Source organism: Natrinema caseinilyticum, from assembly GCF_024227435.1.
Taxonomy (GTDB): Archaea; Halobacteriota; Halobacteria; order Halobacteriales; family Natrialbaceae; genus Natrinema; species Natrinema caseinilyticum.
On sequence record NZ_CP100445.1, the window covers coordinates 3,406,431 to 3,429,768 of the forward strand.

The following is a 23,338-nucleotide window of genomic DNA, read 5'->3' on the forward strand; positions in this document are numbered from 1 at the left end:
ACCGAATTCGTCCGCGTCGTCGCGAGCCGTCTTTCTGCCACGGGTTCGTCACCCGCCGGCCGCTTCGGCTGGCTCGAGGACGACCCGATCGCCGGCTTCGAGTCCGAACGCCTCGTCGCCGCGCCCTCGATTGACGTCGAGTTCGACGAGGCCGTGGCTACCGACGGTCGCGAGCCGGTCGCCGACTGGGACGGCGCCGAAGGTGTCTCCGACCGGAACGACGTCGCCGTTCGCGGCGATCCGATCGTATCCAGCGAGGACGTCTCCCGAAACGTTCGTGATGACGTTGCCGAAGCCGTCGACGACCAGTACTTCGCCGGTCGCTCGCCCGTCGTCGACCGACGGCGACGGTAACTCGAGGTCGACGTCGACTGCGGACGGCGCGAGACACGCGAGCGACGACAACTCGTCGCCCCCCACGTCGTGGACCGCCGCGGCGACAGGCGCGAACACGTCCCGGCCGTGAAACGTGGTGCTCTTCGCGGAACGGTGCTCGCTCGAGCCGCCGCTCCAGTGTCTGGTCGTCGCGGGGGCAACGGGATCGACTTCGCGCTCGTCGACGACGTACGCCTCGAGCTCGTCCGCCTCGTCACCGGCGAGTCGCCGTGCTGCGGGAAGCAAGACGCCGTTGTCTGGCCCGACGAGCGCGTGGTCTCCCGCACGGAGAACCAGCGCGTTTCGGTCGGTACCGACGCCCGGGTCCACGACGACGAGATGGGTCGCGGGTGGAAAGTACGGAAGCACTTCCCGAAGCCAGAACGCGGCCGCGCGGACGTCCTGCCGGGGAAAATCGTGAGTCACGTCGACCAGTCTGGCGTCGGTACGATGGAGCAGTACACCTTTCATCGCGGCCGGGTACGGCGACCCGAAATCCGACGCGAGTGTGATCATGCCCGAGTGTCGGACGCGAAGGCACAAATCAGTCGTCGTTCGTCTCCGAACCGCCCGATCACAGCTCAGTGGCCGTTCGAATCCGTGTCGCTCACCATCTGAATGCGCTCGATGCCGTTCATCTCCTCGACGACCTCGACGACCGCTTCGGGAACCAGCGACTGCCAGTCGCCGCCGTTGATCATCCGCTCGCGGACCTCGGTTCCCTCCAAGACGTCCCGGTTGAACATCGGCGACTGGCGGATCTCGATATCGGCCTCCCGAAAGAGCTGGATGACCAGCGGGTTGTTCGAGTACGCGACGTCGAAGTCGGGACTCATACTCTGGATGTGGCTCACCCAGACCGAGTTCCGCTCCAGGTCCTCGATCGGGACCGCGTACGTTACGAGATCGTAGTCGACGAGCGATTTCGTGATCATCATGATCCGTTCGCCCGCGGTAAACGGATTGCGCCCGGTGTGCGAGTCGTCGGCGCTCCCGATTCCCAGGACGAGTTCGTCGACGTCCTCGGCGATCTGCTCGACCATGCTCAGGTGGCCGTTGTGAAAGGGCTGAAAGCGGCCGATATAGAACCCCCGCGTCATGCCGGACACTGCTCGAGCAGCACGCTTAAGCGTGGCGAGTTCGCTGCGTACTGCGCGACGCCTTCAACGTCTCATATATCTGTCGACCGAGTGTCGCCTCGCCTTCGCCGCTCTCTGTCATTCGGGGTAATCCGGCCTTGTCACTGCATTGTGGTAATAGGTATCACTGCACGCGAATACTAGTCGGATCGGACCGGTCGGCGATCCGAATATTCCAGATTTGCATATCATGAATCAATACGATCGCCCCTCTTCTTGATTTCGACCCTCGGACGCTGTGCCCCCCGGTTTCCGCAACTGACACCATGCTCCGCATGGAGAAAGTATATCAGTCGCAATCCCTTCGAAACAGATACCGAACAGAGTTCTATGAGTAACGATACGAACGTTGACGACCCTCCCGAAGACGCCCCGGAGGCTGCTCCCGACGAGGAATACGTCGAGGAGCACCCAGAGCGTCAGGGAGAGCGGTCGCCGCTCGAGGAGGAAGACGGTGACCGTCGCACCGACGTCGACGATCCGAGCGACGAGTTCGATTCGTCAACCGCCGACGAGGCAGAAGGGGGCGACGACATCGAGACCGTCGACGACCTCGGCAGTACGGTCGAGGTCGATCCCGGCGTCGAAGTCGACGAGGACATCGCCGAGGACGACCTTCTCGGCGGCCTCAAGATCGATTCGACGGAGGACATCGAGGTCCCCGATCGGCTCGTCGATCAGGTCATCGGACAGGACGAAGCACGCGATATAATCATCAAGGCGGCGAAGCAGCGCCGACACGTCATGATGATCGGCTCGCCGGGGACCGGCAAGTCGATGCTGGCGAAGGCGATGAGCCAACTGCTTCCCAAGGAGGATCTTCAGGACGTTTTAGTCTACCACAACCCGGACGACGGCAACGAGCCGAAAGTCCGCACCGTTCCCGCCGGCAAGGGCGAACAGATCATCGACGCACACAAGGAGGAAGCACGCAAGCGCAACCAGATGCGCTCGATCCTGATGTGGATCATCATCGCGATCGTCATCGGGTACGCGATCCTCGCCGGGCCCCTCCTGCTCGGCATCGTCGCCGCGGGGATCATCTGGCTGATCTTCCGGTACACCAGCCGGGGCACCGACGCGATGGTGCCCAACATGATCGTCAACAACGGCGATCAGCGCGTCGCGCCCTTCGAGGACGCGACCGGCGCCCACGCCGGCGCGCTGCTGGGCGACGTCCGCCACGACCCGTTCCAGTCCGGCGGCATGGAAACGCCGAGCCACGACCGCGTCGAACCCGGCTCCATCCACAAGTCCAACAAGGGCGTGCTGTTCGTCGACGAGATCAACACGCTCGACATCCGCACCCAGCAGAAGCTGATGACGGCCATCCAGGAGGGCGAGTTCGCGATCACCGGCCAGTCCGAGCGCTCCTCGGGCGCGATGGTCCAGACCGAGCCCGTCCCCTGTGACTTCATCATGGTCGCGGCGGGTAACCTCGACGCCATGGAGAACATGCACCCCGCGCTCCGCAACCGGATCAAGGGGTACGGCTACGAGGTCTACATGGACGACACCATCGAGGACACCCCCGAGATGCGGCGCAAGTACGCCCGCTTCGTCGCCCAGGAGGTCGAACGCGACGGCCGCCTGCCTCACTTCACCGAGGAAGCCGTCGAAGAGGTCATCCTCGAGGCGAAACGCCGCTCGGGCCGAAAGAACCACCTGACGCTGCTGTTTCGCAGTCTCGGTGGTCTGGTCCGCGTCGCCGGCGACATCGCCCGCGCAGAGGACCGCGAGTTCACCACCCGCGAGGACGTCCTGCAGGCCAAGGAACGCTCGCGCTCGATCGAGCAACAGCTGGCCGACGACTACATCGAACGTCGCAAGGACTACGAACTGCAGGTCAACGAAGGCGGCGTCGAAGGTCGCGTCAACGGCCTCGCCGTCATGGGCGAGGACTCGGGCATCATGCTCCCCGTAATGGCCGAAATCGCGCCCGCCCAGGGCGGCGGCCAGGTGATCGCGACCGGTCAACTCAAGGAGATGGCCGAGGAGTCGGTCCAGAACGTCTCCGCGATCATCAAGAAGTTCTCCGACGTCGACCTCTCGGAGAAGGACATCCACATCCAGTTCGTCCAGGCTGGACAACAGGGCGTCGACGGCGACTCCGCCTCCATCACGGTGGCGACCGCCGTTATCAGCGCCCTCGAGAACATTCCGGTCGATCAGTCGGTCGCGATGACCGGCTCGCTGTCGGTCCGGGGCGACGTGCTTCCGGTCGGTGGGGTCACCCACAAGATCGAAGCCGCCGCCAAGGCCGGCTGCTCCAGGGTCATCATCCCCGAAGCGAACGAACAGGACGTGATGATCGAAGAGGAGTACGAGGAGATGATCGAGATCATCCCCTGTGCGAACATCAGCGAAGTCCTCGACGTCGCCCTGATGGGCGAACCGAAGAAGGATTCGCTCGTCGACCGGCTCAAGTCGATCACCGGGTCGGCCTTCGATCAGAGCGCCGTCGGCTCCGCCGGCGGCTCGAACCCGAGCCCGCAGTAAATGCCCCAGTGGGCGGCGTTCCTCGGTATCGCGGGCGTCGTCCTCGTGTTGTTACTCGTTTTATCGCATCTGACACAGTCGGCGTTTACCGACGGTGATCGGGCACCGAGCGGCAGCGACGGGTCTCGAGACGAGGCGCCGCCCGGCGGCGCCGATGGGTCGGTGGGGGCCGACCGCGCGGACGGGGCCACAGACGCCGACGCCGACCGCGCCGACATCGCGGTCGAGTTACCGCCGCGAACTCGCGAATCGGATCGAGCGTCGCACGCGGAGACGAACCCGACCGACTCGACGACTCGCGACGTCGACGGACGAACTCCTGGCGCCGAACACGGTCTCCACTCCGCCTCGAGTCGAGGGCCCGATTCGATCGCTTCGGACCCGGATCGCCGCCGGCCGAGCGACCGTCGCGGGGACCCGGCCTCGATGACCACGGGAATGGTCCTCCTGAACGTGGCCCTTTCCCAGGGGCTGTTCGCGCTCGTGTTGTTCGGTGCGGCCATCTACACAGGAATTCCGTCGTCGGCGCTGGGCCTCGAGTTCTCGGTGTCCGCTCTCGAATCGGGGCTCCTGGTGGGGTCGGTCGCCGGAGTCGCGTTCTACGTCGCGAACGAACTCGCCGCGGCGGCGGCGACGTGGATCGGCTTCGACCACGACGAAGGCCTGCGGGAGCTGCTGGCACCGGACTCGGTGGGCGGTTGGGCGGTTTTGCTGGTCGGCGTCCTGCCGATCATCGCCGTCTTCGAGGAGTTTCTCTTCCGAGCGGCCCTCATCGGCGTCCCGGCCGCGGGATTCGGCGTTTCGCCGTGGTTACTCGCGGTCGTCTCCTCGATCGCGTTCGCGATGGGCCACGGGATGCAGGGTTCGGTCGGCGTCGTCGTCACCGGCCTCCTCGGCTTCGTTCTCGCTGCCGTCTTCATCGTGACGGGGAGTCTCCTTGTCGTCGTCGTCGCCCACTACCTCGTCAACGCCCTCGAATTCGTCGTCCACGAGGCGTTCGGCATCGAGTGGGCGGAAATCCTCGAAGGCTAAGGTTCGGGGGTCGGTAGTGGTCGCATGAACGCGTCTCTCGAGCCGGGATCCCGGTCCCGCGTGATCGTCGGCCTGATCATCGCCTACTTCGTGGTGGTGGCGTACGCGACGAGTACGAACGATCCGCTGGCGGCCACCGTCGGCGCACTCGGCTTCGGCGTCATCGCCATCGCCGTCGGAGCGACGGTGTACGAACGCGGCGGACGCATCTCCTCCGTGCGGACGGTGGCCGCGGGCTCTCTCGTGGGCGGCGGGCTGTTGCAACTCGGTGCCGTCGTCACCGGTGCGGCCGTCCTCGACTTGCTCTCGTCGCTTCTGGTGTTTCTCGGGGTCGGCGCCTACGGGTACGCGATCTGGCGGAGGAACTGACTCGTGGCGCGCTCGGTCGACGGCCTCGAGCGGACGGCGGTGGATCGAACCGATGGACCGCGAGATATTCGAGCGGCGACTCGGGACGGGCGGATCACCCGGTCGGCTGCGATTCGCGGCGAGATCGAACGCCGCTGACGACTCCCGAGAGGAGGCCGAGGACCGTCGCGCTCGCCATCGAACTCGTCACGCCCGCCTGGAACCCGCCGAGGCCGACGACGAAAACGACGAGAAAGGTGACGCCGAACGTCCCGAGCGCCAGCGCGAGCGGCCGCGGTGCTCGATCCGTTTTGCGACCGAACTGGCCGAGAACGACGGCTGCCGCCAGGACGCCGGCCACGATCCCGGCCGGAATGCCCACGAGTACGGAGAACTCGACGAACGGCGCCAGGAGTTCCGTCACGACGACGAAGATCACGAGGAACGTCGCGATCCCAGCAGCCCCGGCGAAGCCGAACGTTCGAGCGTTCATCGTGGAGCACGATTCGCATATCTCCGAGGTAAGTGTTCGGATCGACGGGACGGGCGGGAATGGCGGTCGGGTGGCGCGCCCCGAATGCGTCGATTGCACCCGGACCGACCTAAAACTGCTCGAGCCCGGTCTGCTCGGCCGCCGCGAGAACGCGTTCACAGGTCGACCACGACGTGCGCGCGAACGGCGGGAGGGTGCCGTGATCGTCGACGTAGCCCTCGAGAAACTCGCGGGTGGTCGAATCGCCCGGATACCCGCTCCCGATCGGTCCGTACTCGTCGGCGATGGCGGCCACGTGTGCGTCCCGTTCGACCTTGGCGACGATGCTCGCCGCGCCGACGAGCGCCGAGTCGTCGTCGGCACCGTGACGCGCGTCGATGTCGACGTCCTCGAGCGGACACGCCTCGGTCACGCGGCGCGCGAACCGGTCGGCGTCCGTGTCACAGGCGTCACAGAGTCCGGACAGCGGCGCTGTCGTCGCGGGCCCTCGCTCGAGGTCCGCGACCGCGCGCTCGATCGCCGTGGCGTGAGCCGTGACGGCGAGCGAGTTCATGTCCGTCTCCGGGGCATCGATCCGCTCGGGCGTGATTTCGGCGACGCCGATCGCGATCCGATCGTCGTCTCGGAGGGCCGTCGCCAGTTCAGCCCGGCGCTCGGGAGCGAGCCGTTTCGAGTCTCTGATCCCGTCCGGGAGGTCGGCCGGTTCCGCGAGGTAGACTGCCGCGGCGAACATCGACCCGAGTGCCGGGCCCTTTCCCGCTTCGTCGACGCCGAAAGGCATAGACGGCTGCTCGAGGGGCGGAGGCAAAATCGTTGCGTCTCCGACGAGCGGCCGACGGTGCTGGTGGCCCGCCGATGGGCGGACGACGGGCGGCTGTCAGCATCGAATTCGCTCCTCGAGCCGCCAAATCCTCTCCTCGAGCCGGCACCCACAGTCAGGCGTCTTCGATGGCGCCGGTTCGTTCTCCCAGTCGAACGTAGCGACGGACCGGCCGGCGTAGATCGCAACCGCCGGACTCCCGGAGAAGGGCCCGTACGCGCGCTTGTGAAGACGAAATCGGAACGCGGGAGAAAACTGACCGGAGGGACATCTCACGAGAGCGGTCTCGGTCGTCGCCAAGTGATACGTCCCGCCTCAATATAAATACTTTGGGAGTAAAATAACAATTTAACCACTCGTATCGGCAATAAACTAGCGCGGCACCGACACGACGCAGCCTCTTGAGAACGGTCGGATCGGGCGGTTTGACCGCGCTCGGAGCGACAGCGTTGACCGGCAGCGCGGCGGCACACGAGGCCATCGAAATCCCGTCTCGCTACCTCGAGCAGTACCGGGAAACGGGATCCAACTGGGGGATGGACTGGACGTACCTGGCCGGCATCGGTGCGGTCGAGACGCAGCACGGTCAGTACGAGGAGGGCTGTGAGACGTCTTCGGCGGGCGCTCGCGGCCCCATGCAGTTCATGCCGTCGACCTGGGACGCCTACGGTGTGGACGGCACCGGCGACGGGACCGCGGACATTTGCGACTACTGCGACGCGATTCCGTCCGCCGCGAACTACCTCGAGGCGAACGGGGCGCCGGAGAACTGGGACGAGGCCCTGTACGCGTACAATCCACGGTGGTCCTACGTCGAGCACGTCACAGACCACGCCGCCCGGTATCGGGATCGGTACGGGAGCGGCGACGGTGACGGCGGTGGTGACAGCAGCAGCGGCGACCGCGCCGCGTTCAGTGACGGCGACCGGATCACGCCGACGATGGGTCTCAATACCCGACACCGGCCGGGAACCGGATCGGACGTACTCGCCACCATGCAACCCGGTTTGGCCGGTGAAATCGTCAACGGCCCGGAAACGGCTGACGGATACACGTGGTGGGGAGTCCACTGGCTCGAGGACGACGTCTGGGGCTGGTCGGTCGAACGGTATCTCACAGTAGCCGGCGAGACGGACGGGGGCAGCGAAACCGATGGCGGCAGTGGAAGCGACGGAGCGGACTTTGCGTGGCCGATCGACGGGTACATCACCTCACCGTACGGCGATCGCCCCGGTCACCTCGCGGTCGACTTCGGCAACGACGGGATCGTTGGAACGCCGATCTACGCGGCGCGCGATGGCGTCGTCGACGTGGTCGGCTACGAGGCCACCGGCTGTGGCAATTACGTCAAACTCGGCCACGGAAGCGGGTATCAGACGATGTATTGCCACCTGAACAGCGTCGCCGTTTCCGATGGACAGCAGGTCTCGAGGGGCTAGCGGATCGGAGGCATGGGAGATACCGGACGGTCGACCGCACCGCACCTGCACTTTACCATCGAGCGAAATCGGACGCACCAGCCGATTCCCGGCGGTGACGGACGGACCGTCGGTGCGGGCGAGGCGATCCCGGAAGCGTACGCCGGACTCTGACCGAGACGTCGGGACGGTCGGGTCGACTCGCTGTGTCGGCGGTTCGTTCGCGTCGAACTCGCATCAGTCAGTTGCCACTCGATCGGTCAAGGAAGTATTCTTCGCGTTCGAACGGCTCGGTTTCACCGTCGACGCCGGTCACGTCCAGTGCAGTCACCTCGGCGTCGGTTCCGAGCAGGCCCGCGAGACTCGGTTCCGTGCGTCCGTCGTCGCTGCTGATGAGTTCCTTGACGTAGAGACCGCCCTCGCCGTGGAGCCGGACTTCCGCTTCAATCGACCCCCGGAGGTCGCCGTCGATCTCGTAGACCGTCCGCTCGCGGGTGAGGCCGGCCCGTCGGTGATCGACCCGCTCGGGCGTGTACTGGTCGACGGTCGTCCCCGCGAGTTCGGCGAGGGCCGCGTCGAAATCGGCCTCGTCGATCGGGTCGGCGAACGCGACGTCGGCACGATACTGCTTGCTCGCATCGTGTTCTTTGACCCGTTCGACCATCTCGTGGGTCGCGAGTCGAAGCCCCTCCACCTCGACTGCACCGCCGGCGGCCTCGTTGATCGTCTCTTCGAGCGCCCCCGTATCGGGGTCGCGTTTCCGGGGCCGTTTCACCTCGAGGACGAACGGCCGCCCCTCGCCGAGCATGCGGGCGTCGACGTCCTCCCGTCCCGCACCGTGGAACGTTCCCTCGTCGCCGTCCATGGCCTCGACGACGTGGGGGCGAACGACCTGCTCGACGCTGGTGTCGTACATGTACCCCGAGCCGCCACAGTAGTCACAGGCCTCTTCGCCGTCGTCACCCAGCTGGACGCCGCTCCCGCCACACTCCCGACAGGGCCACTCCGTCTGCGGGATGTCGCGGTCGAGTTTTCGGTAGCGGCCGTAGACGAACGCCGGGTTGACCTGCACGTCGACCGCGTGGCTCGTGACGGTTCCCGATTCGAGCGCCTCGAGCGGATCGAACCCCTCGAGGTCGACGATGGCGAGCACGTCGGGTCTGTCGAAGTCGACGTCGGTTCCCGTTCTCGCGCCGACGCGACGGCCCACCTCGCGGTTGACCTCCCGTTTCATCGATTCGCCGACATCCGGCTCGAGGCCGGCGTCCTCCCGAAGCAGTCGTTCGTTTTCCTCGACCAGCGGCGGCACGCGCGTGCCGACCTGATAGGTGTCGAACCCGACGCTCTCCAGGGAGTCACAGATGGTTTCGGCGATCGCGTCGAAGGTCCCGCAGTACCCCTCACAGACCCAGCAATCCGCGGGATCGGTGGGGTCGAAGTCCTCGTCGTCGGCCAGCGCGACCGTAATCCGCAGCGCTCGACCGCGCTCGGCGTTGGTCAGCCCGAAACTCCGCTCGGCGAAGGGGCGCCCGAGACAGGAGTCACAGACGGCTCCCGTCCCCAGCAACGCGCGGGCGTCTTCCGTGATCATGTCTCGGGTGTCGGGCGGCCGCGGGTAACACGTTTTCCCTTCGTCGGAACGGGATTTCTCTCGCTGGAACGAGACGAGTTCTCGTCGCGGGGACGAAACGAGGTCTCGACACGGAGACTATGATCGAGCGCCGCGGCTCGAAAACGCAGGCCGGTTCCCCGGAGGTTGAAATGGATTGGCTCCGATCCCTCGCTATGAACGATTCCCGACTGGACCGCCGGTCTTTTCTCGCGGCTGCAAGCGCCGGTCTCGCCGGTGCGGTCGCCGGCTGTTCCGAACCCCGGTCCGATAGTTCGATCGAGGGCGATTCCTCGTACAACATCGATCGGGACAACCTCGCGAACGGATCGGCGTTCACCGATCTGTACGACGCCCTCATCGAATCGGTCACGCAAGTTCGCGTCTTCGGCCTCGAGAATCCGGACACGGGCGCAGAAGGCCGCGGACAGGGCTCGGGCTTCCTCTACGATACGCGCCACGTCGTCACCAACGACCACGTCATCGCCAACGGCACGGCGGCAGATCTCCAGTACATTACCGGCGACTGGACCAGCACCACGCTCGTCGGCCGCGACTATTACAGCGATCTGGCCGTCCTCGAGGTCGATCACGTCCCCGATTCGGCGACACCGCTGTCCCTCACCGACCGACGGCCCGTCGTGGGCCAACAAGTCGCCGCCATCGGAAACCCGTACGGACTCGAGGGGTCGATGTCCGCAGGGATCGTAAGCGGCGTCGATCGGACGTTGGACCTTCCCCAGCGACAGTTTTCGTTTCCGAACGTCATCCAGACGGATGCCGCGGTCAATCCCGGCAACAGCGGCGGTCCGCTCGTGGGCCTCGATGGCGACGTCGTCGGCGTCATCAATTCGGGTGGCGGAGACAACATCGGGTTCGCGATATCCGCAGCGCTCGCCGAGCGGGTCGTTCCGTCGCTCATCGAATCGGGTTCCTACGACCACTCCTATCTGGGAATCGGACTGAGAACCGTCGACCGCTTGCTCGCCGAGGCGAACGGTCTCCCCGAAGCGACCGGGGTGATGGTCACGGCCGTCGTCGACGATTCGGCCGCAGAGGGCGTCCTCGAACCTGCCCCTCGGTCGGTTCGGCGCCGCGGCGAATCGATCCCCGTCGGGGGCGACGTCATCCTCGAACTGAACGGTCGTTCGATACCCGACCGACACGCGCTATCGACGTTTCTCGCACTCGAGACCAGTCCCGGAGACCGACTCACGGTTCGACTCCGGCGTGGCGGACGAACCGTCACCAGGGATTTGATTCTCGATGCGTGGCCGCTGATACGACGGTGACCGGATGGCGGCGTCGGTTCGGGCCCTGTCTAACGAGTGTGAAATAAAGAAAAAGATTGGTGAAATAAGCGTAAATGAGTCGTTGTAGCTGCGGGGAACACCATTTTTTGGAATCGATTACCATCATAGCGGGTTCGTACACGTCAGGTCGTATAACGGTCTTTTTCGAGAGATTGAAACGTTTGAATCGTGTGGTTGATGCTCGCTATCGTCGGTATTCCTCACATTAGATACTCGATAACAATAGTATCAGATCCGGTAGCACTACCTGGCGCGAGTATCCGCCGCCTGACAACGTATGACCGACGCTGACGTTCACCCATCAGACACCGAGGAACCGACACTCGAGTTCGATCACGTCACGGTTGAAAACGATCACGCACCGGACGAGTGTGCCATCTTCCCGCGCGATGCCAGCGAGGACGTCCTGATGACCGCCTGGATTTCGGCACACGACGACTCGTTTGTCGACCTCGAATCGATTCGGTAGCCCTTCAATGCACTTGAGCCACTCCGTCACCGCCGTCGGCTTCTGGCTCGGCACCATCCTGCCAGTCGTCTATCTGCCCGTCGTCATTTCAGGTATCGATTCGATAAGTCGCCTGTCCCTCTTCGTCGGGCTCCTGACGGTCCACGCCCTCGCCCTCGTCGTAGGTCACGACTACGCTGGATCGCGAACGTAGTGACCGCCCGGTTCGCGTTCCCTCGACGGTCTCGAGTCGATAACGCGGCTCGGCGCGGATACCCGCCGTCCAGGAAACTCCGGCCACACAGCCGCGCTCGATCCGCGCGGAGACGCTGACAGGGCCGACCCCGTCTCGGTCTCCCATCGTCGGTCGGGTTCGATACACGACGACAGATAAAGAAATATATGCTGGTTCGTTGGTCGTCCTCCTATGCGCACTCGCTGTCCACTCTGTCGGCGGTCCATCACGAGCGACGCACAGCGCTGGTGTCGTTGCGGCAAAGCGTTCGGCACCCACTGTTACGGGGATCACAGCAACTGGTGTGCCGTGAGCGGCGCCGACGCCTGGATCGGGGCGCTCGAGCGCTAGTCGAGCGAAACCGACCAGACCTGCGCTTGCGGCGTGCCGCACTCGTCACAGACGACGGCCCTGTTGTCCTTGTAGCGGCCGCGTTCGAGTACGCCCTCGTCACAGGACGGGCACGGCCGCCCATCGAGAATCGCGAGCAATCGTCTCTTTCCGCGGGCGTGCGTAGACTCCGATTTCGCCATATAGTCACACCATACCGGTGATACTGGAAACTGTTGGCCATGCCTATGCAGTGTGTGCGGTGTCTCGAGTCGAAGCACCTATGCCCGCCTCCGGAGAATGGCCGCAGGATGTGGCCCTGGGGACACCTCGCCGTCGCCTACCTGTCGTATTCCGTCGCCGTCCGCCGTCAGTTCGACCGACCACCGCGAGCCGCCCCGGCGATGGCGCTCGTGGTCGGTTCGCAGACGCCCGACCTGATCGACAAACCCCTCGCGTGGAACGTCGGGGTGTTGCCCGGCGGCCGAACGCTCGCACACTCCCTCTTCGTCGCCGCGCTCCTCGTGCCGACCGTCCTCGTTGCCGCAGACCGACTCGACGGCCGCACGGTCGGGGTCGGCTTCCTCGTCGGCTACTGCTCGCATCTGCTCGCGGACATTCCGCCGACCGTTTTCACGGGCAACGTCGCCGGTGGCGCCTACCTTCTGTGGCCGATTCTCGAGCAACCGCCCGAAGACCCCGTCGCCGGTATTCTCGACGCGATACTCCACTATTACGAACTGGGTGCCTACGAATGGGTCCAGTTCGGCCTCTTCGCCGCTGCAGTTTTCGTCTGGTATCTGGACGGAATGCCCGGTCTCGGCGTCGTCCGAACGACGCTCGAACGGCGACTCGGCGTCGGCTCGCGGTCGTAACGCGTCCCGGCTGATTCGCGAGTCGACTCGTGGACGCACGGCGTCGCCCCGAACGCGGCGCCGAACCGGTGGGGCTATCCCGGCGGCCGGCTTCGTCCCGGCATGCGCCAGTTCGTCCTCATCGGTCACGACGTCCCGACGACGCCCGATTTCTCGCTCGACGACCTTGCCGGCGGAGCCGGCCGCCTCGATGCGCTCTGTCGGTCGATCACGTCTGCATTCGTCACGTCCCACGGTATCCGCGAGTCCGTTCGCGTCCACCTCGTCGCTCGGGACCGGCTGACGATATCCTTCGACGGACGCGACCTCCGCCGACTCAACCCCGACGAGCGAAGCACTGCCGCGCTCGTCCGGACGGCCCTCGAACACCGCGACGAAGCCATCGGCGCCCTTCCCGCGGACCCCAGCCCCGGCATCGAACTGTACCGGCGCGGCTTCGCGGGGACGCTCGAGGAAATCGCCGCCGACGGCCCCATCGTCCACCTCCACGAGGACGGCGATGCGGTGGTCGACGTCGACGCCGACGCGCTCGCGGATGCGATTTTCGTCCTGTCGGACCATCGCGACTTCACCGACGCGGAAGCGGCACTGCTCGAGGACGCCGCCGACTATCGGCTCCGGCTCGGTCCCGAGCGGCTCCACGCCGACCAGGCCATCACCGTCGCCCACCACTACCTCGATACGGAGGGCTACGAGCGGTTTTGAGGCGCGAACGGGTCCGGATCCGGCGCACCGAATCGCCCGCCGGCGCTCGGACGGCGGCTTTCGGAAGCGTTAAACGAACAGATGCGTACACTACGAATGCGGGCCGGTGGGGTAGCTTGGTATCCTTCGGCCTTCGGGTGGCCGTAACCGCAGTTCGAATCTGCGCCGGCCCACTTTACCTCACACCGTTTCTGGAGTCGAACCAAATCGCCATATAACCCCGGGTTCAGGGGGTCTAGTTACCACTTCCGCGGTGAGAGTTCAATTGCACTGCAATGGGGCGTTCGGGCCGTCATGCGATTTGGCTCGAAGCTACCAGGACGAAAGTGTTGCCATCCACCAGTGGCGCGGGCGCGCGTTTCACCCGCCCCAGTCGCACGCGCGGCACTCCCGCCGCGGGAGCCCGCCGCGAGAAGTCGTCGTCTCGATGCGGCCGCCACAGTCAGGACAGTACCGCATCATCGTTTCTTCGCCTCCTCGACGTACCGCGCGAGTTCTTGTTGGCCGACAATCTCACCGCGATTGCCCTCGCTGGAGGTGTAGCGCTCCAGCGCGTCCCACGCACGCCGAGTGGTTTCCCATTCGCCGTTCTCGCGCTGCTCAATCAGCCCACGGTTTCGCATGGTGCACAGGACCGAGCGCGACAGCGAGCAGTCGCCCCACCGCCACGTCGCACCGGGTGCCGGCAGATGCTCGTCGAGCGTCTTCCGGTTCGCCCGCATCCAGCACGCGTTCGCATGGGGTGAGCTTCTGACTGCCGTGGATGGCCGTCGACGACGGCCCGACACCACCAGCGCCACCACCGGCAGGCTGCTGCGTACTCATTCGCTCTCACCCCCAGGCTTCGATGCCTTCGCCGGGCACGTGTAGCGCGTCACCACCAGCGTCCTCGACCACTTCGCGCGCGCGACGAGTTCGTCGATCGCGCGCTCGACGGCGTCCGGGTCGACCGGGCCGCACAGCCGACCGCTGACCGCAGCGCGGCTGATTTGGCCGCTTGCCGTCTTCCGCGCGCCGACGCATTTCTTTCTCGACACGGTCGATCGTGCGGCTGTCCGGCACGTCCTCGCCGTCACTCGTGGTGGTGTCGCTGTCGACGTCCTCGCCGTCACCACCAGCGTCGGGGTCGTCGTCTCCGTCGTCATCGTCGTCGCTGTCCGTGTCAAGCGGGGTACTGACGGTGTCCTGGCTGACGTGTTCGATTTCCGTGCCGGTCGTGATGAGCAGGGTCTCAAACCCGTTTTCGTCTCGCACCACCTTGCAGTCTCGCAGGATGTAGGTCTCGCCAGCTTCGAGCACCGGGGAGTGGGCACGTGCGTGGTATTCTACACCCGCACCACCGTCGTCGATTTCCCCCTCTTCGGCGAGCCAGGGGCGGGCGTCCTCGCCGGCTGCCGAGTACGTGACCGGCGCGACCACGTCGACGACCGTTCCCGGTTCGATCGCGTCCGGCGGGGTGAGACCGCCGACAACGGTCTCTTCGTCGCTACTGCTGTTGGCGTCGGCTTCCTCGTCGCCGGCGAGACCGTACCGCGCGGCGACGTTGTCGGGCAGGTGGCGCTCGGCGCCGTCGACCCACTGCACACCCTTCCACGCAGGCTTCGGGCTGTCCTCGTCGTGGTGGCGGCGAGACTGACCGGTCTCGGCGGCTGCGAGCGGCCCGCGCGTCATCTCCCTTGAGAAGTCCGACTTTGACAGCTGCTTCACCGATGCCATCTCGTCTGCGACCGACAGGTACGCCATGTGCGCATGTTCTTTGACGATGATGTCGTCGCTCGCGCCCGTGTGCTCGATGAGACCGCCGACACGCTGCACCGGGTCGCTGAGGCTCTCGTAAGCCTCCATCCGCTCTTCTTTGCTCTCGGGGATGCTCGTCTCACCGTTTTCGAGGAGGCGCTGCGCACCCTCGATCGCGAGCGCGAGCAGACGCTCTTGCTCTTCGTCGGTCGTGAGCTTGGCCTTGAGGTTGCGGTCCTTGTCGGGCAGCTCAGGGTCCTCGTCGCTGTGCTTGTTGGTGAAGGGCACGTGGTACAGCCGTTCCGCGACGGCAGGCCCCTTGTCGCCGAGCGTCGGTGGGTCGTTCGAGCTGAAGATGAGGGTCACGCGGTTGCGGAAATTGAACGCGTCAACCCCCTTGGGCTCCGCAGCAACCTGGTCGTCCCCGGTCAACTTCTTGAACGTCGACATCTCGTTGATGCGCTTGCCTGACAGGTCGCTCCCGATGTTCGCCATCGAGTCGACGAGGCTGTACGTCGCGTACGGGTTGGTCGCTAGGCGCTGGAGCTCTCGGTGCGACGTCTTCCCAGCTGTCAGTCACGTCCCCATCTTCATCCAGTTCTTTGAGAGCGTCAGCCAGTTCTTTTTCAGCTACTCCTCCCCAGTCGAAGAGAGTCTCAACTTCGTGGAATTTGTCTTTCAGAGGCTTGTACCGATCCTGAATGAAGTGTTTCTCATCGCGGCTGAGTTCAGGAGCTACGACGTTAATCGGGATAACCCAAAGCAGTTCTTCTACGTCGACCTCATGACGAATGTCTGCTGCGACCAAGTCTGCTACTACTGCTTCCCTACCGACAGTCAGTATTTCCATTGCTTCGAAGTTCTTCTCAATCTTGCCCTCGTATCAGTCGCTTGATTCCTCAATCACAGTCTCCTTCTTGGGGAATGCCTCGTATGAGGGGGCTTCAAAGGGCATTACTGCAACAAACGAACCGTCCTCCCACTCGTCTTGTGGCGGCAGTAACGGTTTGATTTCCTCTTCCAGAAAATCAGCAGCAGACTCGTACGTTTGGTTGGCATAGGTTGCCCTCATGCTCAGAAACTTCGGACTCGGATACCCCTCTCCGGCGACCGACCTCCCCTTCCAACGAATTGTCAGGGGGAAGTTGCTCTCGAATTCATCTACAACACCATGCTTGTCCTCGGCCGTCATCAATTTCATCGAGAGTACAAGATAGCTACTGTATCGGTCATTTGCCTCTCTCAGTTCCTGCTTTACCTTATCCACTTTCTCTTGGATCACATCTTGGGTCAGGCTCCCGATGTCGACTCGGCCAAGCCGGATTAGGTCTGCGAGAGTATCTCGGAACTCGCGGGCCTGTGCCTCATTGCTAGTCAGATACTGGTAGATCGTCCGATCAGTGTATTTTCTCATAAACTCCCGAACGAGAGCGTCGTTAGGATCTCTAATCTGATCAAACACCTCGCCTGGGTCATGTTCCTTCCAAGACTCCTGTCTGAACGATTGATAGACTGAAAGAATTATCTGGGCACGCTTGTCAAGAGGGCGGAAAGACACTCCTGAGAGAAGGGTGTCGATTTCAGCCTTGTACTTCGACTCAGTGGGAGTGCTCTCTGCTTCGTCGATCTCGTAACTCAGAATCGTAATGAGTCGCGCCTCAGTCCGATGGTGGTCTTCCTCTGGCAGGAGTTCTTCCGCTGCCTTCTGGTATACCGTTGTCTTCTCAACACTTTCTCTCTCCTCAATCACCGCATCTGCCACGGCCTGTTTTTCTGTTGCTGCAGTTTCGGGGGTGTGAATCCCGACTTCGTTAGCCACCTCCAGGAATTCTTCGCAGAGATCGATTGCTGTATTGCGCTTTTCTTTCGCTTCTCGAGCCTTCTCAACGTGTTCGTAGCTGGCTTTTAGACTCGTGGAGAGGAGACTCAGAAGTGCTAGTCCGACCTGCCGACGGGCTTCAGGTGCCTTCGAGCGCCCCCATGGAAAGTACCGAAGATTCGTTTTCTTACTCCGCTAGTGCCACCAAAAAGACCGATAATAAGACATGCGCCCCCGAGAATCATAAACGGTTGTCGAGGACTCAACTCAAGGAAAACCGTTGCACTCCAAACCATTAGCGCAAGCCCGTACCAGTAGAGGTTATCGTTTTTTCTTTTTCATTGAAACAGCCCTTTTGATGGCGTATTTGAGTATCCCTTTCAGCTATCTTTCCCCGGTAGTTCGTCATGGATGCTCGTGAACGCGTCAAGTTCTCTACGTAGGTCGTAGTCGTGGCCAGTTCCGAGGTCGTGTGTATCTCCACGGGCCGTCGCCTCGGGACGAGTACACTCGCCACGGCACTCAGTACGGCGCTCACCGTCTGAGCTACGCCACTGCATGGTCCCATAGTACAGCCGATAGCGCTGCCCACCGACAATCGTCTCAGTGGTAGTCCCAACTATGAGTGCTTGAAGGCGCTCAGCCATTATTGAAGCGACCAACCCGTTCGTCGGGGCTACACTTGGGTCACGCGGGGCATCTGCCCCGTCATCATCGTTTGGTTCGGCGTACAGATCAGGGCCACCACCACGGTCAGCGGGGGGTTTCTTGTCCCGAATGACACCCTCTTCACGATCGCCCCACATCCACACGTTCTGACATTCGAAGCATGGGTGGACGGGACCCGTTGCGGTGATCTCTGAGCGCGACATAGGGTGCATCGTGTCGGCCGACTTGTCAGCCCGCAAGTCTGTTCCTCCGTTGATAACCGGAATAAGATGGGCCCGTGCGAGCTCGTCAACAACCATCCGTACCCAATGCGGGTCTGCTGCGTTCAGGATCACATCACAGTCCAGTAGATCCCCAACAGCAGCGTGCTCGGGAGACTGGTTCTCAACGATGCTGCCGACTACAGCGCGAGCTTCAAACCCAGGGGCAGTCGCGTGCTGTTCAGCGACTCGACGGGCGACCTCTGCTTTCGGCCGCTGGTGGCGGGCATCTTCTTTTGTCGCGCCGAGCGCTCGGTTCCGGTTTACTGGTTTGACCCGATCGAAGTCGACAAACACGGCGCCGCCAACACCCAGCATCGCGAGCTCAGCAGCGAGGTACGATCCTACACCACCACACCCGACGACGCCAACACGGACACCACTGAGAGCGAACTGACCTCGTTTTCCCCACAGTTGCACGGCACTATCCTGTTCCGTCGGGTTCACCCGACCGCTAATCCCAGCTGGACCTGCTGCTCGAGACGTGTGAGTGGTCGCCAGCTTCTGAAAACCAGGGCCAACAACGCGAATCGCAGTCGCATGTCGCTGTCGGGCCGATTCTTCGCCAGTCGGCTTGAGATCGGGATCGTCAACGGTCGCTGGCGTGTCGAATTCATAGGCCCGGAAGGACCATTCGCGATGGCCACTCTCTCGGCGCGGCCGTTCTGCGATGATGCCGGCTGCCAGTGGGACATCCGGCCCAAGATTCTTTGCCGCGTTGTAGAGACGCGTTCGATCCGCACGTAGGTCTGGGTCGGAGGGATACGCGCTACCCCCTGGGTGCGAGTGGAAATAGACGAGTCCCCCGCCGGAAACCTCTGCTGCGCGGGCAGTTGCTCGCGTCCGGTATCCTGGACTGAACAGCAGGCGTGGATGCCCCTGTCTGGTGTCGATATAGACGTCGTCGTCACTGGTCGGGGCGACAATGTCTTTAAGCAGATACGTTGTCCGGGTCTCACCCGTACTCCTAGTGATGATACCGATTACGCCCCGCTCGCGCATCCCGGTCAGATACTCGGCGCCAGTAGGTCGATCCTCAGTGCTATCTCTGGCGGGTTCCGATCCGCGATTAAGGAGTCCCTCGCCATCGGGGAACAGGTAGCCGTAGAGCTCATCGTAGTGCTCTTCGGTTAGTGCGAACTGGAACTCCTCGGCGTCCGTGACTGAATATCGTTCGGGCAGGCCAGGGTCGCGACTGGCGTCCCTCATCAGTTACCTCCTCCCGCGTTAAGCGCACTCTCGGCAGCCAATACGGCCCTGCTCATATCGGCTGGATCGTCTGGTTCCAAATCCATGTGGCTCCACCGCCAGCTCCAGGCGAGCGCGGTGTCAGCGTCGCTAACCTCCAGCACGAGACTGACCTTATCGCCGTGATTCTGGTCGGGGTCACGGAACGTGTTCCGGTCGCAGTGATCTCCGACATCGCGGCCGTTCACCGTCAGTGCTGGTGTCGTAATAAACCAATGCGGGTCGTCTTGAGGGAAGTCCTCGCTCAAGAGGAAGTACCCTTCGGCGCGTGATTGATCGTAGTCGGGTGTGCAGTCAGTGAGGTCAAACACACCCAACCAGACGAGGACGTCGTTTCCTCGCCGTTTGACTGGTCTAGCCTCCTGGCACCGGTCCCGGTCACGAAGGGCAGTAAGTCCCGTTTGGAAGTCCGGTTTCAATTCCGACTCGTCGATTGCTGCTGGCGGTTCAGGATCGTCTGTTGTTGCTATGTGGTTACCCCCAGACGTCCTGGCGCCGGCGTCACCACTGTCTTCGCGAGTTGTCGGTTTGTCAGCCATCGACTTGTCGCTCTAAGCGATGGTGTCCGAGTTCCCGTCGGTGCGGGTCTGGACGAAGAATCGTTCGCGACCGGGCTCGCTGAGGTCGACCGTATCGCTAGGGCGGTAGTCTTCCTCATCATCGGGGGCTACGAGAACTGACTTGCTGATTTCGTCGTCGGTGTAGCCCGCGTCTTCCATGAGCGTGCGGGCGGTCTGTTCGGAGTCTGGGTATGAGAGTGTGGTGTCGCCGACCCGCACCTCGAAAGTACCATCGACCGACCCATCAGCGTTCTCTGAGCCGCGAGAGTTGTTTTCTGTCGATTCGTCTTCCGTGTGGTGGTCCTCTGAACTCATGTGATCACTGCTCGATGTCGGCTCGAGCGGGCCTTCCAGTGTGAATCTGCGCCGTCTGAATCATTTCGCGTCTGGAAAGAGGGACGAGTTGACAATAAGGGTTCTCTAAACTACTCTCGATCGAGAGTAGGTAGTCACAACTAATGAGAAGTAGTTTTAAATACTCACCAAGATGAGTATGTGCTTACATGGTCGGGTCGGACTCGAATATCGCCCAGCTCAAATCGATTCTTAGGGGGGAACTTGGCTGGACCCAGTACCAGGCTGCTGCTTACTGTGCGCTGGTTGTTGGTGGAGAGATGCAGGCTAGCGACGTCGAACTTGAGGCCGACATCCCGAACTCGCGAGTTTACGGCGTTTTAAACAAGCTTGAGGATCAGGGCCGAATTCGCCAAACGGGGATGCGCCCGAAGACGTACGACGCGATCCACCCAAGAGACGTGATTAACGATGAGGTGAACCAATACCGTCAGAAGTCCGAGACAGCGAAAAGCCACCTCGAACAAGCCTGGGAAACGGAACGAGTTGCTGGTGACGGGAGCGACGGGACGTGGGCACTCAATAGCAGCCGCGGCTTGATCAACCAAGCCCGTAGTCAGATCGAGCAGGCGGAAAGTAGTGTTCGAGTGGTCGATCGAAACCTACGGTGGATGTCGCGGGACGACAGGGAAACCTTAGCAGACCTGTCTGACGGGGATGTCGATGTGAAGGTCATCGGTAGTGTTGACGCTAAAACCACGGAACGACTCGCAGATGATGGGGTAGAGGCGTATCAACACGAGGAAATCGTACGGAACTTCTACGTAATTGACGAACAGCAGGTAGTCGCTCGCGTCGCGCGTGATGGGACTGGAATCGCGTTCACTGACGAAAGCATGGCAACAATTTATATACAAGACTTCGAAGATACACTAGAGGAGGCAACCGAGGTGGCCCCAATTGCGTAGAGAACTGATTCCACTGGCGTTGATGTATTCACAGGATCAGGAAGAAATCCAGGGTCGTACTCGGTTCCAGAAGATGGTTTTCTTACTCCAACAGGAGTTTGGGAATACCGAGTTCTACGATTTCGAGGCCTACGATTACGGCCCCTTCTCAAAGGGACTCTACGACGACTTAGACGACCTCATTGACCGGAATCTCATAAAGGAAACGAGAGAGGAATTTGATGAGGATAAGGTGTACTACGAGTACAAGCTGACTGACGCGGGGCGAGAACTGATTGAACGCCTTTCTGACCAAGAGCGGGCGCAGGACATTATGGCGCTCTCGGAGCGACTAAAACAGGAGATCAACTCAGAGGATCTTTCGGTAGTCTTGGACCGCGTGTACTCAGAATATCCTGAATACGCTGAAAATAGCGTTCTTCGATAATCGCTCGCTTGGCTTCTCAACTCTAACTGCCCTCACCAGAATCCCATAATCAGACTGTTGGCAGTTCATGCTATACTCTCGCTAGTCCATCCTTCCCTAATCGCGGCTGTCGAGCCAATCAATTGTATCATTGACGAGACCAAGCCGATATTCGATCAACCGACCCTCCTGTTCTTCGGACTGGCCAGCGCATTCGGTCAATTCCCGACGGAGTTGGGCGAGATCGTCACGGTCGTGTTCTTCGACAAGGCGCCGTATCTCTTGTTCGCGCTCGTAGCCCGGGTTGGGCGCGTACGTTCTCTCACCACCGTCGTCGACAGTCTCCACCACGCCGGCATCGGCTAATTATGAAAGGTGCTTCTGTGCTGTTTCTATGGGTACGAGGACTGTATCAGCTATCCAGCCGGCCGGCCGCGGTTGCGAGAGGGTGCGCACGACGCTACGAACGCGCTCGCAATCAGACGCTACGTTCTCCCACTCTGACCGGCCCATAGGTCAGAGTAAACACAAGAAGAGAATAAACCCGGGGTTAGATGTCGTCTAGGTTGCATACAGAATCACCGTCGCTAGATAGCGACTCTTCAACTGATTGTCCGTATATTTCAGTTTGAGAGGGATGACTGTTTGTTTCATCCAGCGATCGACGAGGATTTATGTGCCTGCGGGGGAACCTTCGACGCTTCGACCGGGAATCGGAATGCGGACCTGCTCACGAACGGCGGAACCGGCACCGTACTCCGTTCGACGACGGCGGCGTTCGATCACGATCCGTCTGGCGTAGAATTACAACGCGTCTTGGGTATCACTTCCAGGGCCTCCAACGGTTCGTTGCTCTCGAGATGATCGCCGACGTCATCGATAGACGGTCGACGACGAGGAGACCGATCAACAGAGCGACGAACGGCCGGCCGCCTCACTACCCGTCCCGGCTTACCCGGGTCGCTGTTTTCGAACGACACACTACCGCTCGTTCGACTGACCCTCGCACGTCACGTGACTGCCGCCACCGCATCCCGGAGGGTCCAGACGAACGACCGGAACTTGTATCCGATCGACCCCGTCCGATAGCCGGTCCAGCCGCTCATCCCACCCGAAAGCGTCGCTGCGTCGTATCCTTCCTCGTCGAGCACGCTGGTCGCCCGTTTGGCGACCACGCCCATCTTACACACCACGATCACGTCGGTCTCCGACGGGACCTCTTCGAGTCGATCGCGCAATGCGGAGTCGTCGCCTCGTCGCAGGTCGTCGTAGACGGGGATGTTGTAACTCGTCTCGATCGAATCCGCCCGAAAGGTTTCCTCCGGGCGGATATCGAGGACGAAGAGGTCGTCTCTCGAGTCCGACTCGAGGCGCGCTTCGAGCTCGTTCGGTCGAATAGCTTCCATTGGTACTATATTGTAATAGGCACACAAAACCGTGACGTTTCGGCGGGTGATCGGACGGTTCGGAGACGGTCGAATCGGCTCCGCCCGACTCGGAGCAGGGGCCAGCCAATCGCGATGGTCCCGAACGGCGGGCCCGGTTCCAGGACCGGGCCCGGACCAACCGTTCGTCACAGCGCGTGTCGCGGGAGCGTCATCCAGGCCTCCGGGGTCGGATGATGGACGAGGAACGGGTTCGGTACGACGCCCGATCGGGACTGAGACGTCACGGACAGACGTTCGTCGACGCGAGTGCCGCGGTGGCGTGACTGTCGGAGTGGCGGGAGTGCCGCGGT

At 62.5% G+C, this 23,338-nt stretch carries 27 protein-coding genes, 1 tRNA gene and 1 pseudogene; 15 read left to right on the forward strand and 14 right to left on the reverse strand.

Going from position 1 to position 23,338, the window contains the following annotated elements; translation table 11 throughout:
* Positions 1-48: 48 nt before the first annotated feature.
* Together NJT13_RS16810 and NJT13_RS16815 are read right to left on the reverse strand one after the other, a co-directional pair.
* Positions 49-891: an SAM hydrolase/SAM-dependent halogenase family protein gene (locus tag NJT13_RS16810; protein ID WP_254522810.1), complete on the reverse strand. Its 843-nt coding sequence runs from the start codon at positions 889-891 to the stop codon at positions 49-51.
* A 65-nt stretch (positions 892-956) separates the two neighbouring features.
* Positions 957-1,475, reverse strand: coding sequence for a nicotinamide-nucleotide adenylyltransferase (locus NJT13_RS16815; protein WP_254522811.1), 519 nt, complete (start codon positions 1,473-1,475; stop codon positions 957-959).
* 369 nt (positions 1,476-1,844) lie between these two features.
* On the opposite strand from NJT13_RS16815, the gene lonB reads away from it, so the two are divergent.
* The 3 genes from lonB to NJT13_RS16830 are packed head-to-tail and all read left to right on the forward strand — an operon-like array spanning position 1,845 to position 5,414.
* Entirely contained in the window at positions 1,845-4,013 is a 2,169-nt protein-coding gene (lonB, locus tag NJT13_RS16820) for an ATP-dependent protease LonB (RefSeq protein ID WP_254522812.1), read from the forward strand.
* Positions 4,014-5,045, forward strand: a complete 1,032-nt coding sequence (locus NJT13_RS16825; RefSeq protein ID WP_254522813.1) for a CPBP family intramembrane glutamic endopeptidase — start codon at positions 4,014-4,016, stop codon at positions 5,043-5,045.
* Positions 5,046-5,069: 24 nt separating this feature from the next.
* On the forward strand, positions 5,070-5,414 hold the full coding sequence (locus NJT13_RS16830; protein WP_254522815.1) for a hypothetical protein: 345 nt from the start codon (positions 5,070-5,072) through the stop codon (positions 5,412-5,414).
* A 94-nt stretch (positions 5,415-5,508) separates the two neighbouring features.
* Here NJT13_RS16830 and NJT13_RS16835 read toward each other — a convergent pair whose 3' ends face one another.
* Together NJT13_RS16835 and rnhB are read right to left on the reverse strand one after the other, a co-directional pair.
* Positions 5,509-5,886: a DUF8147 domain-containing protein gene (locus NJT13_RS16835; RefSeq protein ID WP_254522816.1), complete on the reverse strand. Its 378-nt coding sequence runs from the start codon at positions 5,884-5,886 to the stop codon at positions 5,509-5,511.
* 109 nt (positions 5,887-5,995) lie between these two features.
* Positions 5,996-6,667, reverse strand: coding sequence for a ribonuclease HII (rnhB, locus tag NJT13_RS16840; RefSeq protein ID WP_254522820.1), 672 nt, complete (start codon positions 6,665-6,667; stop codon positions 5,996-5,998).
* 464 nt (positions 6,668-7,131) lie between these two features.
* Here rnhB and NJT13_RS16845 point away from each other — a divergent pair, with 464 nt between their 5' ends.
* Together NJT13_RS16845 and NJT13_RS16850 are read left to right on the forward strand one after the other, a co-directional pair.
* Positions 7,132-8,145, forward strand: a complete 1,014-nt coding sequence (locus NJT13_RS16845) for a lytic murein transglycosylase (protein WP_254522824.1) — start codon at positions 7,132-7,134, stop codon at positions 8,143-8,145.
* 12 nt (positions 8,146-8,157) lie between these two features.
* On the forward strand, positions 8,158-8,298 hold the full coding sequence (locus NJT13_RS16850) for a M23 family metallopeptidase (protein WP_254522826.1): 141 nt from the start codon (positions 8,158-8,160) through the stop codon (positions 8,296-8,298).
* A 67-nt stretch (positions 8,299-8,365) separates the two neighbouring features.
* Here NJT13_RS16850 and NJT13_RS16855 read toward each other — a convergent pair whose 3' ends face one another.
* Positions 8,366-9,715, reverse strand: a complete 1,350-nt coding sequence (locus NJT13_RS16855; protein WP_254522828.1) for a tRNA pseudouridine(54/55) synthase Pus10 — start codon at positions 9,713-9,715, stop codon at positions 8,366-8,368.
* Positions 9,716-9,909: 194 nt separating this feature from the next.
* Here NJT13_RS16855 and NJT13_RS16860 point away from each other — a divergent pair, with 194 nt between their 5' ends.
* From NJT13_RS16860 to NJT13_RS16875, 4 genes are all read left to right on the forward strand, one after another.
* Positions 9,910-11,025, forward strand: a complete 1,116-nt coding sequence (locus NJT13_RS16860; RefSeq protein ID WP_254522830.1) for a S1C family serine protease — start codon at positions 9,910-9,912, stop codon at positions 11,023-11,025.
* A gap of 298 nt (positions 11,026-11,323) precedes the next feature.
* Positions 11,324-11,515, forward strand: coding sequence for a DUF7511 domain-containing protein (locus tag NJT13_RS16865; protein ID WP_254522832.1), 192 nt, complete (start codon positions 11,324-11,326; stop codon positions 11,513-11,515).
* A 7-nt stretch (positions 11,516-11,522) separates the two neighbouring features.
* Positions 11,523-11,708: a DUF8028 family protein gene (locus tag NJT13_RS16870; protein ID WP_254522833.1), complete on the forward strand. Its 186-nt coding sequence runs from the start codon at positions 11,523-11,525 to the stop codon at positions 11,706-11,708.
* A 213-nt stretch (positions 11,709-11,921) separates the two neighbouring features.
* Entirely contained in the window at positions 11,922-12,080 is a 159-nt protein-coding gene (locus tag NJT13_RS16875; protein ID WP_254522834.1) for a hypothetical protein, read from the forward strand.
* On the opposite strand, the gene NJT13_RS16880 is transcribed toward NJT13_RS16875, so the two are convergent.
* Entirely contained in the window at positions 12,077-12,262 is a 186-nt protein-coding gene (locus tag NJT13_RS16880) for an HVO_A0556 family zinc finger protein (RefSeq protein WP_254522836.1), read from the reverse strand. The two genes, NJT13_RS16875 and NJT13_RS16880, sit on opposite strands and share 4 nt — an antisense overlap.
* Before the next feature lie 108 nt (positions 12,263-12,370).
* Here NJT13_RS16880 and NJT13_RS16885 point away from each other — a divergent pair, with 108 nt between their 5' ends.
* The 3 genes from NJT13_RS16885 (at position 12,371) to NJT13_RS16895 (ending at position 13,812) form a co-directional block, all read left to right on the forward strand.
* A complete protein-coding gene (locus tag NJT13_RS16885) occupies positions 12,371-12,934 on the forward strand; it encodes a metal-dependent hydrolase (protein ID WP_254522838.1) in 564 nt (187 codons plus the stop codon).
* A gap of 102 nt (positions 12,935-13,036) precedes the next feature.
* Positions 13,037-13,639, forward strand: coding sequence for a tRNA (pseudouridine(54)-N(1))-methyltransferase TrmY (gene trmY, locus NJT13_RS16890; RefSeq protein WP_254522840.1), 603 nt, complete (start codon positions 13,037-13,039; stop codon positions 13,637-13,639).
* Positions 13,640-13,739: 100 nt separating this feature from the next.
* Positions 13,740-13,812 (forward strand) — tRNA-Pro (locus NJT13_RS16895).
* A 285-nt stretch (positions 13,813-14,097) separates the two neighbouring features.
* On the opposite strand, the gene NJT13_RS16900 is transcribed toward NJT13_RS16895, so the two are convergent.
* Positions 14,098-14,361 (reverse strand): hypothetical protein, encoded by a 264-nt coding sequence (locus NJT13_RS16900; protein ID WP_254522842.1) that lies wholly within the window; start codon positions 14,359-14,361, stop codon positions 14,098-14,100.
* Between the two features lie 109 nt (positions 14,362-14,470).
* Positions 14,471-15,952 (reverse strand): DUF5906 domain-containing protein, encoded by a 1,482-nt coding sequence (locus NJT13_RS16905; protein WP_340681196.1) that lies wholly within the window; start codon positions 15,950-15,952, stop codon positions 14,471-14,473.
* Here NJT13_RS16905 and NJT13_RS16910 point away from each other — a divergent pair.
* Positions 15,861-16,271 carry a hypothetical protein gene (locus NJT13_RS16910; protein ID WP_254522844.1) on the forward strand — a complete coding sequence of 137 codons (411 nt, stop codon included), beginning with the start codon at positions 15,861-15,863 and terminating at the stop codon, positions 16,269-16,271. The genes NJT13_RS16905 and NJT13_RS16910 overlap by 92 nt on opposite strands.
* Here NJT13_RS16910 and NJT13_RS16915 read toward each other — a convergent pair.
* The 4 genes from NJT13_RS16915 to NJT13_RS16930 form a co-directional block, all read right to left on the reverse strand.
* The gene (locus NJT13_RS16915) at positions 16,260-17,195 is read right to left on the reverse strand and encodes a hypothetical protein (RefSeq protein ID WP_254522845.1); all 936 of its coding nucleotides are present in this window, start codon (positions 17,193-17,195) and stop codon (positions 16,260-16,262) included. The two genes, NJT13_RS16910 and NJT13_RS16915, sit on opposite strands and share 12 nt — an antisense overlap.
* Positions 17,196-17,575: 380 nt before the next feature.
* Positions 17,576-19,333: a ThiF family adenylyltransferase gene (locus tag NJT13_RS16920; RefSeq protein WP_340681173.1), complete on the reverse strand. Its 1,758-nt coding sequence runs from the start codon at positions 19,331-19,333 to the stop codon at positions 17,576-17,578.
* Complete coding sequence (locus tag NJT13_RS16925; protein ID WP_254522846.1) at positions 19,333-19,911, reverse strand: hypothetical protein; 579 nt, start codon at positions 19,909-19,911, stop codon at positions 19,333-19,335. Before NJT13_RS16925 ends, NJT13_RS16920 begins: the two co-directional genes overlap by 1 nt.
* A gap of 12 nt (positions 19,912-19,923) precedes the next feature.
* A complete protein-coding gene (locus tag NJT13_RS16930) occupies positions 19,924-20,247 on the reverse strand; it encodes a multiubiquitin domain-containing protein (RefSeq protein ID WP_254522847.1) in 324 nt (107 codons plus the stop codon).
* Positions 20,248-20,435: 188 nt separating this feature from the next.
* On the opposite strand from NJT13_RS16930, the gene NJT13_RS16935 reads away from it, so the two are divergent.
* Positions 20,436-21,194: a TrmB family transcriptional regulator gene (locus NJT13_RS16935; protein WP_254522849.1), complete on the forward strand. Its 759-nt coding sequence runs from the start codon at positions 20,436-20,438 to the stop codon at positions 21,192-21,194.
* 73 nt (positions 21,195-21,267) lie between these two features.
* Positions 21,268-21,621, forward strand: coding sequence for a hypothetical protein (locus tag NJT13_RS16940; RefSeq protein ID WP_254522850.1), 354 nt, complete (start codon positions 21,268-21,270; stop codon positions 21,619-21,621).
* Positions 21,622-21,717: 96 nt separating this feature from the next.
* Here NJT13_RS16940 and NJT13_RS23545 read toward each other — a convergent pair.
* Positions 21,718-22,113 (reverse strand): annotated as a pseudogene (locus tag NJT13_RS23545) (DUF7342 family protein).
* A gap of 497 nt (positions 22,114-22,610) precedes the next feature.
* Positions 22,611-23,006: a rhodanese-like domain-containing protein gene (locus NJT13_RS16950; protein ID WP_254522852.1), complete on the reverse strand. Its 396-nt coding sequence runs from the start codon at positions 23,004-23,006 to the stop codon at positions 22,611-22,613.
* Positions 23,007-23,338: the final 332 nt, after the last annotated feature.